Genomic DNA, 12,399 nt, shown 5'->3' with positions numbered 1-12,399 from the left:
ACCAGTACTCCGAACTAACCCGACATCATGGCAATTCCGATTCTCGACCCCACGGCCCCCGACTTCACCCGTCGCTATGTCAACCTGGCCGACCCCCGCTTCGGTGCGAAAGCGCTCGAAGCCAGCGACGAGTTCTTCGCACCTAAGGAGCGCATGCTCAACCCGGAGCCGGCCGTCTTCATCCCCGGCAAATACGACGACCACGGCAAGTGGATGGACGGTTGGGAGACGCGCCGCAAGCGCACGTGCGGCTTCGACTGGTGCGTCGTCGAGCTTGCACGGCCCTGCGTCATCAAGGGCTTCGACCTCGATACGAGTCATTTCACCGGCAATTTCCCGCCCGCCGCATCGGTCGAGGCCGCCTATGTCGAAAGCGGTGCGCCGAGCTCAGAAACGCAGTGGGTCGACGTTCTTCCGTCGGTCGCCTTGCAGGGCAATTCGCACCATTACCATGCCATCGACGATGCACGGACCTTCACGCACGTGCGCGTGAATCTGTATCCGGACGGTGGTCTCGCGCGGCTACGCGTGTACGGCGCACCGCAGGTCGACTGGAGCAGAGCCGGGCGCGATACGGTCGTGGACCTTGCCGCGATGGAGCATGGCGCCTACGTGGTGGCGGCGAACAATCAGCATTTCGGTCTGGCGACCAATCTGCTGATGCCGGAGCGCGGCGTCAATATGGGCGACGGCTGGGAAACGCGGCGCAGGCGCGAGCCCGGCAATGACTGGTGCATCGTGGCGCTCGCTCACGCGGGCGAGATCGGCAGGATCGAGGTGGACACGGCGCACTTCAAGGGCAACTATCCGGACCGCTGCTCGCTGCAGGCGGCCTATGTGGCGGGCGGTACCGACGAATCGTTGATCACGCAGTCGATGTTCTGGCCGGTGTTGCTGCCCGAGCAGAAGCTGCAGATGGACCACGTTCACACGTTCGTGGCCGAATTGGCGGCGCTTGGCGCCGTCACCCATGTCCGCTTCAACATCGTTCCCGACGGCGGCGTCTCGCGCCTGCGGTTGTTCGGGACTCCTCAACGATGAAAACGCTGCCCGTCGAGCCGCTCACGCGGCAATCATTTGAACCCTTCGGCGACGTGATCGAACTGAAAGGGGCTCGTCATTTCCCGATCAATCTCGGGACGACCGAGCGGTTCCACGACCTTGCGCGCATCGATGTGGGGGATGAGGGAGGGCGCCCGCTCGTCAGTCTGCTGCGCGGCGAGCCGCGGACTTCGCCCGTCGAGATCCGGATGATGGAGCGGCATCCGCTCGGCTCGCAAGCTTTCATTCCGCTCGCCGATACGCCGTTTCTGGTCGTCGTTGCGCCGGCGGGGCCGCTCGATCCCGCCAAGTTGCGCGCGTTCGTCACTCGCGGTTGGCAGGGTGTCAACTACGCGAAGGGCGTTTGGCATCATCCGCTCCTTGCACTGGAGCGGGTCAGCGATTTTATCGTCATCGACCGTGGCGGCGAAGGGCCGAATTGCGACGAAGCGTGGCTCGACGAAGTTCTGCACCTTTCATCGGCTGCAACGTGAATGCCGCTCACGGCGGGCGATGATGACGAAGATCGCCCGCCGCTGCTGGCGAATGTCGAGCGGCTGCTAGATCGCTTCAGCCGTTCGCGGAGCTCAACGGCAGCGCTTCACCCAATGGTGGTGAACGCGCTCCCGATGGCAAACGCGATGATGATGGTCGTAGGCGAATGCCTGTGAGACGGTGCCGAAAACGACGGTCAGTGCAGCGATTGCGAGGATGGTTTGCTTCATGGCGCTCTTCCAGGAATTCAAAAGTACAGAAGAGCGTGCATGCTAGCAAAGCGCGATTACGGTTCGCTTTCCCTCGGGGCTCTTTCTTCGTATCACTGGGTCGGGCAGGCAACCCGCTCAACCACTCGCGGCTTGCTCGCGAGCCTCAGAAACGCGGGGAACGCCGTACACCCGAGCACCGCCATGCAAACCTCGAATGCGCTCAGTGACGCGACCGTGCCGGGAAGCCAGGCGATGGCCGAGATCGCGAGCGACCCGGCTGTCAGGTGCATCGCTCCCATCAATCCCGATGCCGCGCCCGCGCTGGCGGGAAAGCTCGTGACGCCCCCCGCGAATGAGAGCGGGAGCAGGAAGCCGTTGGCGAGCGTAATGACCGATATGACGAGAATCATCGGCAGCGGCGTCGCCACCCCGTGGATAGCGAGCGCTGCCACGCAAGCGGCGCCGAGCGCGAGCAGAACGAAGCCGACGACAAGCAGCCGGTTCAGCGGATGATGCCGCGCGAAATGGCGGGAGACGAGGTTGCCCGCGATATACGTGACCGAAAGGCTGATGTAGCAATAGCTGATCGACTTCGTCGATAGTCCCATGCTTTCCAGGATCACGGGCGACGCCGCGAGATACGCAAGATAAGCAGCGTAGCCGACGCAAAGGTTCACGGCGTACGCCCAAAACCGCGGTTGCTCGAGCAGCATGGGATAAGTCGCGAATGTCGCAAGCACACTACTGCGCCGCTTCGTGGCCGGCGCTGTCTCGGGAATATAAAAAGCGAGGAGCAGCACTGCCGCCACACCGATGAGCGCCGTGAAGTAAAACGGAGCGCGCCACGAGATGTAGGTCGTGAGGTATCCGCCTACAAGCGGCGCGAGCGCTGGAGAGGCGCCGACGATCGGCATGATCGTCGTGAAGATGCGCGCCGCGGTTTTCGTATCGAAGAGGTCGCTGATGATCGCGCGCCCGATCACCATTCCCGCGCCGGCGCCCAACGCCTGGACGATACGCGCGAGTCCGAAGGCCGTGACGTTCGGCGCGAGCGCGCAGGCGATCGAGGCCGCCGTGTAAAGCGCCATGCCGCCGATCACGAGACGGCGACGTCCGTATGCATCGGAAAGCGGCCCATAAATCGCCTGCGCGATGGCGAGCCCGATGACGTAGACGCTGAAGGTGTGCTGCAACGCCGACATCGGCGCATCGAACGCGCGAGCGGCGAGCGCCATGCCGGGCAGATTGATGTCGGAAGCGAATAAGCCGCTCGCGCTGAGCAGAACGAGCGTGGTTAGCAAGATGCCGTGCGGGATGGCAAATCGCGGTCTGTCGATGACGTGGTCACTTTGCATGTTCGTTTCGTCCGTCTCGCGGACGACCTGAGAATGAGTTGACTGCAATCGCGCGGCACGCTGGTGCAGGGACTCGGGCTGCGACACGAAAGTCGGAAGACGTGAGATTAGTGGCTCGGTATAATGCTGTCCAAGACTTAATTTGTCGCATATCTGCTAAGACAGGTCTCAACATGGAGCTGCAGCAACTTCGCTATTTCATCGCCGTGGCCGAAACGGAGCACGTGGGGCGTGCCGCCGAGCGGCTGCATATCTCGCAGTCTCCGTTGAGCCGGCAGATTCGCCTGCTCGAAGCGCAACTCGGCCTGCAGTTGTTCGAGCGCGTCAAACAACGCGTGCGTCTGACTCCGGCGGGTCGTGAGTTTCTCGTCGAGGCGCGCGACCTGCTGGCGCAGGCGAGCCGAGTCGAGGAGCGCGCACGCGAGGTGGGGCGCGGCGACATGTGCTCGGTATCGATCGGCTATTGCGAAGGTGTCGTTCATAATGGGCGCTTGCCGGCCGCATTGCGGAGGTTTCGGACGGCCTATCCGCGCGCGCGGTTGAAGCTCGCCGCGATGCGTTCGGGCGAACAGGCCGAAGCGCTCGAGCGCTCGGTCATCGACATAGCGTTCGTCTACAACCCGTCGCATCGAAGCGAACTTCTCGCAAGCCGGCTGCTGACGAGCGAGCCGTTCGTGCTCGCCATGGCGGACGATCATCCGCTCGCGAGGAAAAAGGCCGTGACGGCGCGCGATCTCGATAGGGCGCCATGGATCGCGATACCGAAAGAGAACAATCCGGCCGCGCGCGAGCGGTTTCTCGCGGCATGCAAGTCGGCGGGTTTCACGCCCGATATCCAGTTCGAAGTCGCGCAGGTGGCCAACACGCTCGGTCTCGTCAGCGCCGGGCTCGGGTTCGCGGCGATGCAGGCGAGCATGCAGCGAATGAATCCGCCCGGCGTCGTCTTCAAGAAGCTCGACTGGCTACCGCTGACGGTTGATGTTCACGTGATGTGGCGGGCACGCGCGCAAAGCGCGGGCGTGCGGCATTTTCTGGACGCGCTCGAATGGCCCGTGAGCGCCAAAACGGAGGAGACCTTGGCTATCTAAGATTGGGCATGCTGCTCCTATCCAATTCTTTGTCGAGCACGGGCGCCCTTTGCGGCGAGCTCACGGCCCTCGTCAGACGCGTCACGACCCAGTCGAGCAACGTGCAAAGCGCGATGTAGATCAGCGCAACGAACGCAAAGACCTGAGCCGGGTAGACCATCAACCGACTATTTACCTGGTTGGCGAGGAACGACAGTTCCGGCACGCCGACGATGTAGGCGAGCGACGTGTCCTTGACGAGGGACACCCACTGATTGACGAACGAAGGCATCATGATTCGGACCGCCTGCGGCATGACGACGACGCGCAGCGTTTGCCATCGATTCAGGCCGAGCGCGAGACCAGCGTTCCATTGCCCGCTGCCCACGGCTGCGATGCCGGCCTCGACCGCATGCGCGAGATAAGCGCCTCCAATCAGCGCAAGCGACACGAGCACTGTGCCGAGCGCGGGTACCTCGACATGCAGCACCATTGGCAGCAGAAAGAAGGTCCAGAAGATCAGCATCAGCACGGGAATCGCGCGGAAGAATCCGACGATCGCGAGCAGCACGATGTGAGCGGCGCCACGTGTCATGGCAAGCCCCATGCCGCCCGCAACGCCGATTGCCGCGGAGAGCAATGCCGACGAAACGGCGAGCAAGAGCGTCAGCGCAGCGCCTCCTACAGGGCCGTGCGGAAACGCGCCGAAAAGCAGATAGGGCAAGTTGGACCAGAGTGCATCGATCATCGAGCGATTCCTCTTCGACCCGCTACGAGCGAGCCGCGTCGATAGACGATCAATACGGCCTCGATCACGGCGATGGTCACGATATAAAGAATGGTGGCCGAGCCGTACGCTTGGAACGTCTTGAAGGTGGCACTGTCGACTTCCCGCGAGGCGTAGGACAGTTCGGCGACGCCGATCGCCATCGTCAAGGACGAATTCTTCACCACGTTCATGTATTGGCCGACGAGCGCGGGCACGGCGATGCGAATCGCTTGCGGCAATACGACATGGCGAAAGGCTGCGACGCGCGCGAGCCCCAGCGCCGCGGCGGCTTCGCGCTGCGCCTTCGGAACGCCGGAGAGTCCCGCGCGCAGCTCTTCGCCGACGAACGTTGTCGTATAAAGCGTGAGTCCGACGAAGCCGGCCACGACCTCGAATGACGGCCACGCGATGGCAAGCGGCCCGACAGCTAAGCGATGAGGGGCATTGAGCCAGCTCGCAAGCCCGCTCGGCAACAGCATTGCCGCGCCGTAGTACCAGAACAGCAGTTGCACTATGAGCGGCGAATTGCGCACGAGCGTCACATAGGCCGATGCCGTTTGCCTCGCCACTGCTGAGTCTGTGCTGCGGACCAGCGCGAGCACGAACCCGAGGAACGTCGCCGCGACGATGACCGATGCGGCGAGCGCGAGTGTGACTGCATAACCGTGTGCAATCCAGCCGAGATAGGTCGGCGCAAGCCAAGCGCTCATCGGATCGCGCTGATCGCGCCGATGGCGCACGCGTGCCGCGGGGCCGACTTTCTTTTGCTAGCGTGCGTCATCAGCTCTTTTGCGGATCGCCGATCTTGAAAAGCCGCGGCAGCGGCGCCTTGCTCTTAGGCCCGAACCACTTATCGTAGATTTTGGCTGCGGTGCCGTTTGCTTCTAGCGAGACCAGCGTGTCGTTGACGAAGGAGAGCAGTTGAGGCTCGCCTTTCGGCACGCCGACGCCTTCGTAGTCGTTTGAAATCGTGAACGAAGGGATCTCGTAGCGGCCGCGGTCCGAGTCGGGCACGTTGGCAAGCAACGCAACGAGCTTCGGCCCATCTTGAGTGATCGCCTGGACGTTTCCGGCACGCAGGGCGGCGAACGCGAACGGCGTGTCGTCGTAGGCGACGATCGTCGCACCGGGGAACTTCGTTCGCACCTGCTGCTCGTTCGTCGTCCCCTTGTCGGCTCCGATGCGCAGCGAGTTCAGTTGCTGAGGTGACGCGAGCACGCCTTTCTTTGCGAGAAACTGCGTACCCGAAGCGAAATAGGGCGTGCTGAAATCGACTTCCTTTTTGCGCTCATCGGTGATCGTGAAGTTTGCGAGAACGAGATCGACCTTGCTCGACTTCAGGAAGGCGATCCGGTTGGCCGGGTTCGTCGGCTGTATCTCGAGCTTGACGCCGAGCTTGTCGGCGAGGGCGTGCGCATAGTCGACGTCGAGGCCGACGATCTGATTCGTTGCGGGGTCGACGAATCCGAACGGTGGATTGCTGTCGAACGTCGCCACGCGCAGGACGCCGGCGTGGCGGATGTCGTCGAGGCGGTCGGCGTGTGCGGTTCCCGTGAGGGTCAACAACAGGGCGGCGAAAGCGGCGCTCAGAGTTTTTTTCATTTTCATGGAGGTGTCAGCTAAGGCGAGTGGCAACTGCGTGATCGGTGCGGGCGACGACGGAAATGCGGCCCGCTCCATTCTTGTTGAATGAAAAAATGTAACCGCATGGTCGTGCTCGGCAAACCAAGAAAAGCGTCTGTACAAATTCCCTTTCTCGATATAGGGGAGGCCTGGATGTTGTCGGGGCGCATGGCGCCGCGGCAAGGAAAGTGAGTTACATGGCGCCCGGCCGCGGATCGGGCACGAACCCGCCTCGATTCGGCATGCGAACCTTGGGCAGCGACTTAGCATCTAGCCTGGCCTGCTCGGGGACGATCCCGTTCAGATGGAGTAGATAGGCGCTGAGCGCGTAGACCTCGTCGGCCGTGAGCGATTGCGGCGCGTTATAGGGCATCGCGCGACGGATATAGTCGAATAGCGTCGTCGCGTAAGGCCAATAGCTGCCGATGGTCTTCTGCGGCTTAACGTTCGTCAGCGAGCCGGCGCCGCCGACGAGCGGATCGCCGATTCCTCCTTCTCCGGTCTGACCGTGACAGGCCGCGCATTTCGCCGCGAAAACCTGCTTGCCCGCCGCGACGGTGCCCGATCCGGCGGGTAACCCGTGACCGTCGGGGGCGATGTCGATGTCCCACCGCTTCAGGGCCGATGCCGCGATGGGTGCGCCGAGCCCGTACTCCGCGCTAGCTGTCGGCACCTGACAGGCGAGCGCGCTGATGACCAATGCAAGCGCCTTACGCATTCCGCACCTCCCCATTTGCGTCGATGCGCCAGCGTTGGATGCCGTTGTAGTGATAGTAGCTGTTGAGCCCGCGAGCGGCGACGAGTGCCTCGCGCGTCGGCTGGACGTAGCCAGTTTCGTCGATGGTTCGACTTTGCAACGTCGCGGGTCCGCCGTCCCAACGCCAGTCCGCTTCAAAGCGCGTCAGCGCGCGATCGTGCACGGGACCGACGAGCCTGGCCGCAAGCCAGGTCGCACCGCCGTCAGCGGACACCTCGACGGCACGAATCCGGCCGCGCCCGGACCAGGCAAGGCCGCTCACGGCGTAGTAACCTCGTGTGGTGAGGCGATGCCCCGGAGACGGTCGCGTGATCACCGATTTCGCATCCATTTCGAACACGAACTGGCGAGCGCAGCCGTTCGGCAAGAGACTCGTGTATTTCGAGGTTTCCTCTCGCGTCATCTCGGGCGCGTCCATCAGCTTGAGGCGACGCAGCCATTTGACGTTCGTGTTGCCTTCGAATCCCGGCACGATGAGTCGCAGCGGATAGCCGTTTTCCGGCCTGAGCCGTTCGCCATTTTGCGCATAGACGACGAGCGCGCGCTCGGCGATCCGATCAAGCGGTAAGCTGCGCGTCATCGCCGCGCCGTCCGCACCTTCGGCGAGCACCCATTTCGCCGAGGCGTCGAGTCCCGTCTCGTCGAGCAGCGTCGAAAGGCGCACGCCGGTCCACTCGCAGCAAGAAAGCAGGCCGTGCGTGAACTGCACGGGAAGACCGCTCGGCCCCTTCCACTCGCTCGCCGTGTTTCCCGAGCATTCGAGGAAGTAGACATGCGACTCCGAGGGAAAGCGAAGCAGATCGTCGATCGTAAAGATGCGCGGCTCGCGGACGAGGCCGTGGACGACAAGCCGGTGCTGGTCGGGATCGATACGCGGAACGCCCGCATGATGGCGTTCGTAGACGAGTCCGTTAGGCGTGATACTGCCATGAAGATCGGCGAGCGGCGTTTGCGAGGAGCCGGAACCCGGCATCGCCGGGGGACGCGCCGCGCGTCGAATCACGTCCTGTTCGAACGGCCCCGGGAGGCCGTAGGGCGGCGACAAGAGCGGCGAACCGGGCTCGAGCGTCCAGGGATCCGGAGCGAGCGGCGCGTCGGGGGAGCGCGGCGCGATCGGTTCCGATGCGCCGGTAGCCCACGCGCCACATGCAGGCAGCAACGTGGCGGCCAATCCGCTGGCAACGCCGCCGGCCAGCTCGCGGATCATCCGCCGCCGGCGCGGCGACGCGGGAATCGATTCGGACTGCGAATCGATCGGTTCGGACAACGAAGGATCGTCTTTCATTGATGAGGTAGTAGACGCACCAGTGGGACGATGGCTCAGTGCTGAATGCCCCAGCGCCGCACTGTCAGCTGTTCGAAAACGTCGAACACGAGATGCTCGACGATGAGGCCGATGAGGATCACGGCGGCAAGACCGGCGAAGACGCGATCCGTATACAGTTCGTTGCGATTCTGGAAGATGTACCAGCCAAGGCCGCCGCTGCCGGAACTCGTGCCGAACACCAGTTCGGCGGCGATCAAGGTGCGCCACGCAAACGCCCAGCCGACGCGCAGCCCCGCGATGATGGCCGGCAATGCCGCCGGCACGAGGATCAGCACAACCTGGCGCAGGCCTCTGAGCCCGTAGTTACGTCCGGTCATTCGCAGCGTTGCCGGTACTGACTGGAAACCGGCATAGGTGTTGAGCGCGAGCGGCCATAGCACTGCATGCACGAGCACGAACAGCAGGCTACCGGTACCGAGCCCGAACCAGAGCAGGGCGAGCGGCAACAGCGCGATGGACGGCAGCGGATTGAACATCGCCGTCAACATCGTCAACAGGTCGCGGCCAATGCGCGTGGACGCCGCGAGCGAGGTCAGCGCGAAGGCGAGGGCGACGCCGAGCAAATAGCCGCGCAACAGCACCGACATCGAGGCAGCGGTCCTCATGAGCAGTTCGCCGCTGACAATGCCTTGCACGAATGCGAGCAGCGTGGCGCTGAACGTCGGCAGCAGCAGATCGTTCGCCACCACGTGCGCCGCAATTTCCCAAGCGGCGAGGAGCAGCAATGCAATCACGCTTTTTCGCAGCCAAGTCTGCGAAAAAACCCGCTCGGCCAACGGTAGCGGCGCATCGCCGTTCCCGCTTGCGACGGGCGCGAGCGGCACTTCATATTCGGCCCGCACCGGTGGCAGCGGCAACGTCTGCACGGACGCTCCGGCAGAGCTCGTCGACTGTAGCGAGGATTCGCGTGTCATGAGACCTTCGTTTCGTTTTCGAACAAGAGGCGATGAATGCGTGCGACGGCCTCCTGAAAGTCGTCGCGCCCGACGCTTTGCTGAGCGTACTGATGGCTGTTGAGCTCGGCGCGCACGCGCCCGGGGTGCGGCGAGAGCAGCAAAATCCGGTTGCCGACGATCAGCGCTTCCTCGATTGAATGCGTCACGAAGAGCAGCGTGAAATGCACCTCATCCGAGAGCCGTAGCAGTTCTTCCTGCATGCGGCGGCGCGTCAGCGCATCGAGCGCCGCGAACGGCTCGTCCATCAATAGCACGCGCGGCTGCATAGCGAGCGCCCGCGCGATTGCCACGCGTTGCTTCATGCCGCCCGAGAGCGTAAGCGGATAGGCTTTGGCGAAGTCGGCAAGGCCGACTTTCTCGAGGAAGTGTGCGGCGCGCTCTTTCGCTTCGGCGCGCGACAGCTTTTTCGCAACGCGCAGCGGAAACGCGACGTTCTCGAGCACCGTCTTCCAAGGCGGGAGCTGATCGAACTCCTGGAATACGACGACGCGATCGGGGCCTGGCCCGTGAATGGGCTGCGCGTCCAGCTCGATGCTGCCCGACGCGGGCGTCACGAAACCCGCGATCGCCTTCAGCAGCGTCGACTTGCCGCAGCCGGACGGCCCGAGCAGCACGAAGCGGTCGCGCTCGTAGACGTCGAAGCTGACTTGCTGAGTAGCGCGAACGACGCGTTCGCGAACCCGATATTCGAGCGTCAGGCCGGCGACGCGCAGCAGGCGCGCGCTTGCGAGCGACGATCGCGCGCCGTCGTGCCACGCGTGACGCCCCGTTAATGTCGAGGGATTCGCGGCCATGCTCCTCAACTCCCGTTGGCGATGGCCGGATCGTCGAAGAAGTAGTCCTTCCATGATTTGGGCTCGTTGCGGATCGCGCCGACGCGGTGCATGAACTGCGCGAGCGGGAACGTGTTCAGCGGCACGATCGTGAATTGCACTCGAGGGTCGCGGATGATCTTCAGAAGCAACGCCCGGTCCGTCTTCGAATGCGTTACGCGCAGATAGATGTCCGCCGCGTCGTCGGGATGAGCGGCGACGAACTTCGCCGCGTCGGAGAGCGCGGCGACGAATGCGCGATACGTCTTCGGGTTCGACTCGCGGAATTTTTCCGTCGCGTAAAGCACGGTGGCCGAGCTCGGGCCGCCGAGCACGTCATAGGAACTGAGCACGATATGCGCGGACGGATTGCCCGCGAGCTCCTGCTCCTGGAACGGCGGATTGCCGAAATGGCCCGTGATCTCGGTGCCGCCCGCGACGATGGCGGCCGTTGCGTCGGGGTGCGGAATCGCCTGCGTGAGCTTGTCGAGCCGGTCGTAAGCGCCGTCGCCCCAGCGCTTCGCCGCGGCCATCTGCAGAATTCGCGACTGGACGGAAACCGACACCGCGGGCACCGCGATGCGGTCCTTGTCGGTGAAGTCGGCGATGGAGCGTACGCGCGGCTGATTGCTCACCAGGTAGTAGGGCAGATTGCCGAGCGACGCGACGCCTTTCACATTCTGTCTACCGTGCGTGCGATCCCATACTGTCAGGAGCGGCCCGACGCCGGCCGCCGCAATGTCGATCGCGCCGGATAGCAGCGCGTCATTGATGGCTGCGCCGCCGGAGAGCTGAGTCCATTCGACTTTGATGTCGAGCCCTTCTTTACGTCCTTCCTTTTCGATGAGCTGCTGATCGCGCACGACGTTGAGGAGCAGGTAGACCACGCCGTATTGGTCGGCGATGCGCAGCGTCCCTTCGGCGTGAGCACTGATCGGAGCGCCGCACGCGGCAAGGCCGAACGCGATGGCCGCGAAGAAGGTGGTGAAGCGGCCGGTGCGGCGCCGCAGTCCCAAGCGGGCGGCACGCGTGGCGCGGGAAAACGTCATGAAAGGAAGCTCCGGAAAGGCGGGCGATGCGCGCTTAGAACGGCACGTCGCCTTCGATGGTCGTGCGATAGAGTTTTCGCCGCAGGTGATCGGGCGTGCCGGCCGCCAGATGCATCAGCGAGCGGTTGTCCCAGAACACGAGATCGTGCGGTTGCCACCGGTGGCGATAAACCTGCTCGGCTCGCGTGCTGTGTGCGAAGAGTGCTTGCAGGAGGGCGTCGCTCTCGTCTTGCGGCAGGCCGACGATGCGAGTCGTGAAATGCTCGCTGACGAAGAGCGCGCGGCGTCCCGTCTCGGGATGGGTGCGGACGACCGGATGCACCACGGGCTTGACCTGCGCCAATTGATCTTCGGATAGCTTGGGCCGCCACGGGCTGAGGTGGCGCAGCGTCTCGTATTTGGCGAGATAGGTATGCTCGGCGAAGCGGCCTTCGACCGCCTGGCGCAGTGCCTCGGGCAGCGTTTCCCATGCGAGATGCATATTGGCGAAGAGCGTGTCGCCGCCTTCGGTGGGCAACTCTTGCGCGTGCAACATCGAGCCGAGACTCGGCCGCTCCTTGTAAGACAGATCCGAATGCCAATAGTGGCCCGCATCGCCGAGACCGATCGGTCTGCCGTTTTCGACGATGTTCGAGACGATGAGGATCTCCGGATGCCCCTCGAGGTGGAACTGATGCAGCACGTGCACTTGGAGCGGGCCGAAGCGACGGCTGAACGCGATCTGCTGTTCCGGCGTGATCCGTTGATTGCGAAAGACGAGGACGTGATGTTCGAGGTGTGCCCGGCGTAGGCGCGCGAAATCGTCCGCATCGAGGTCGCGGCTAAGGTCGAGGCCGATGACTTCGGCGCCAAGCGGCGCGTCGAATGGACGGATGTCGATACGGTGCATCAGCGCCGCGTCGTCAGCATGGGCGGTGGTCACGGCAGGTCCTTCGG

14 protein-coding genes are annotated in these 12,399 nt (G+C 63.6%); 3 read left to right on the top strand and 11 right to left on the bottom strand.

The genetic code is table 11. The features are described from left to right. Positions 1-27 precede the first annotated feature (27 nt). Positions 28-1,041: an allantoicase gene (alc, locus tag B0G57_RS10545; protein WP_018442587.1), complete on the top strand. Its 1,014-nt coding sequence runs from the start codon at positions 28-30 to the stop codon at positions 1,039-1,041. Beyond that, entirely contained in the window at positions 1,038-1,535 is a 498-nt protein-coding gene (locus B0G57_RS10540; protein WP_018442586.1) for an ureidoglycolate lyase, read from the top strand. Before alc ends, B0G57_RS10540 begins: the two co-directional genes overlap by 4 nt. 93 nt (positions 1,536-1,628) lie before the next feature. Here B0G57_RS10540 and B0G57_RS31330 read toward each other — a convergent pair whose 3' ends face one another. Further along, a complete protein-coding gene (locus B0G57_RS31330; protein WP_181321783.1) occupies positions 1,629-1,766 on the bottom strand; it encodes a hypothetical protein in 138 nt (45 codons plus the stop codon). Positions 1,767-1,858: 92 nt separating this feature from the next. After that, positions 1,859-3,103 (bottom strand): multidrug effflux MFS transporter, encoded by a 1,245-nt coding sequence (locus B0G57_RS10535; protein ID WP_018442584.1) that lies wholly within the window; start codon positions 3,101-3,103, stop codon positions 1,859-1,861. Positions 3,104-3,276: 173 nt separating this feature from the next. Here B0G57_RS10535 and B0G57_RS10530 point away from each other — a divergent pair, with 173 nt between their 5' ends. Then, on the top strand, positions 3,277-4,191 hold the full coding sequence (locus B0G57_RS10530; protein ID WP_018442583.1) for a LysR substrate-binding domain-containing protein: 915 nt from the start codon (positions 3,277-3,279) through the stop codon (positions 4,189-4,191). Here B0G57_RS10530 and B0G57_RS10525 read toward each other — a convergent pair. From B0G57_RS10525 to B0G57_RS10485, 9 genes are all read right to left on the bottom strand, one after another. Further along, complete coding sequence (locus B0G57_RS10525) at positions 4,184-4,918, bottom strand: amino acid ABC transporter permease (RefSeq protein ID WP_018442582.1); 735 nt, start codon at positions 4,916-4,918, stop codon at positions 4,184-4,186. The genes B0G57_RS10530 and B0G57_RS10525 overlap by 8 nt on opposite strands. Beyond that, positions 4,915-5,649 (bottom strand): amino acid ABC transporter permease, encoded by a 735-nt coding sequence (locus B0G57_RS10520; RefSeq protein WP_026230025.1) that lies wholly within the window; start codon positions 5,647-5,649, stop codon positions 4,915-4,917. The genes B0G57_RS10525 and B0G57_RS10520 overlap by 4 nt, the downstream gene beginning before the upstream one ends. 70 nt (positions 5,650-5,719) lie before the next feature. After that, positions 5,720-6,541 (bottom strand): ABC transporter substrate-binding protein, encoded by an 822-nt coding sequence (locus tag B0G57_RS10515; protein ID WP_223258693.1) that lies wholly within the window; start codon positions 6,539-6,541, stop codon positions 5,720-5,722. Positions 6,542-6,755: 214 nt separating this feature from the next. Then, positions 6,756-7,280 (bottom strand): c-type cytochrome, encoded by a 525-nt coding sequence (locus tag B0G57_RS10510; RefSeq protein ID WP_018442579.1) that lies wholly within the window; start codon positions 7,278-7,280, stop codon positions 6,756-6,758. Then, positions 7,273-8,604, bottom strand: coding sequence for a sulfite dehydrogenase (gene soxC / locus B0G57_RS10505; RefSeq protein ID WP_018442578.1), 1,332 nt, complete (start codon positions 8,602-8,604; stop codon positions 7,273-7,275). Before soxC ends, B0G57_RS10510 begins: the two co-directional genes overlap by 8 nt. 35 nt (positions 8,605-8,639) lie before the next feature. Next, positions 8,640-9,560, bottom strand: a complete 921-nt coding sequence (locus B0G57_RS10500; protein WP_018442577.1) for an ABC transporter permease — start codon at positions 9,558-9,560, stop codon at positions 8,640-8,642. Continuing rightward, positions 9,557-10,396: an ABC transporter ATP-binding protein gene (locus tag B0G57_RS10495; RefSeq protein ID WP_018442576.1), complete on the bottom strand. Its 840-nt coding sequence runs from the start codon at positions 10,394-10,396 to the stop codon at positions 9,557-9,559. Before B0G57_RS10495 ends, B0G57_RS10500 begins: the two co-directional genes overlap by 4 nt. A 5-nt stretch (positions 10,397-10,401) precedes the next feature. Next, the gene (locus B0G57_RS10490; RefSeq protein WP_018442575.1) at positions 10,402-11,463 is read right to left on the bottom strand and encodes an ABC transporter substrate-binding protein; all 1,062 of its coding nucleotides are present in this window, start codon (positions 11,461-11,463) and stop codon (positions 10,402-10,404) included. A 34-nt stretch (positions 11,464-11,497) separates the two neighbouring features. Next, a complete protein-coding gene (locus tag B0G57_RS10485; protein WP_035469204.1) occupies positions 11,498-12,352 on the bottom strand; it encodes a TauD/TfdA dioxygenase family protein in 855 nt (284 codons plus the stop codon). Positions 12,353-12,399: the final 47 nt, after the last annotated feature.

Origin of the sequence: Trinickia symbiotica, assembly GCF_002934455.1 — a bacterium.
Classification (GTDB): domain Bacteria; phylum Pseudomonadota; class Gammaproteobacteria; order Burkholderiales; family Burkholderiaceae; genus Trinickia; species Trinickia symbiotica.
The sequence above is the reverse complement of the archived record's forward strand: the minus strand, read 5'-3'. Positions and strand labels throughout refer to the sequence as shown.

Coding starts and splice junctions, on each gene's coding strand:
- alc (WP_018442587.1), top strand. CDS start 28: ATGGCAATTCCGATTCTCGACCCCACGGCCCCCGACTTCACCCGTCGC.
- B0G57_RS10540 (WP_018442586.1), top strand. CDS start 1,038: ATGAAAACGCTGCCCGTCGAGCCGCTCACGCGGCAATCATTTGAACCC.
- B0G57_RS31330 (WP_181321783.1), bottom strand. CDS start 1,766: ATGAAGCAAACCATCCTCGCAATCGCTGCACTGACCGTCGTTTTCGGC.
- B0G57_RS10535 (WP_018442584.1), bottom strand. CDS start 3,103: ATGCAAAGTGACCACGTCATCGACAGACCGCGATTTGCCATCCCGCAC.
- B0G57_RS10530 (WP_018442583.1), top strand. CDS start 3,277: ATGGAGCTGCAGCAACTTCGCTATTTCATCGCCGTGGCCGAAACGGAG.
- B0G57_RS10525 (WP_018442582.1), bottom strand. CDS start 4,918: ATGATCGATGCACTCTGGTCCAACTTGCCCTATCTGCTTTTCGGCGCG.
- B0G57_RS10520 (WP_026230025.1), bottom strand. CDS start 5,649: ATGAGCGCTTGGCTTGCGCCGACCTATCTCGGCTGGATTGCACACGGT.
- B0G57_RS10515 (WP_223258693.1), bottom strand. CDS start 6,541: ATGAAAAAAACTCTGAGCGCCGCTTTCGCCGCCCTGTTGTTGACCCTC.
- B0G57_RS10510 (WP_018442579.1), bottom strand. CDS start 7,280: ATGCGTAAGGCGCTTGCATTGGTCATCAGCGCGCTCGCCTGTCAGGTG.
- soxC (WP_018442578.1), bottom strand. CDS start 8,604: ATGAAAGACGATCCTTCGTTGTCCGAACCGATCGATTCGCAGTCCGAA.
- B0G57_RS10500 (WP_018442577.1), bottom strand. CDS start 9,560: ATGACACGCGAATCCTCGCTACAGTCGACGAGCTCTGCCGGAGCGTCC.
- B0G57_RS10495 (WP_018442576.1), bottom strand. CDS start 10,396: ATGGCCGCGAATCCCTCGACATTAACGGGGCGTCACGCGTGGCACGAC.
- B0G57_RS10490 (WP_018442575.1), bottom strand. CDS start 11,463: ATGACGTTTTCCCGCGCCACGCGTGCCGCCCGCTTGGGACTGCGGCGC.
- B0G57_RS10485 (WP_035469204.1), bottom strand. CDS start 12,352: ATGCACCGTATCGACATCCGTCCATTCGACGCGCCGCTTGGCGCCGAA.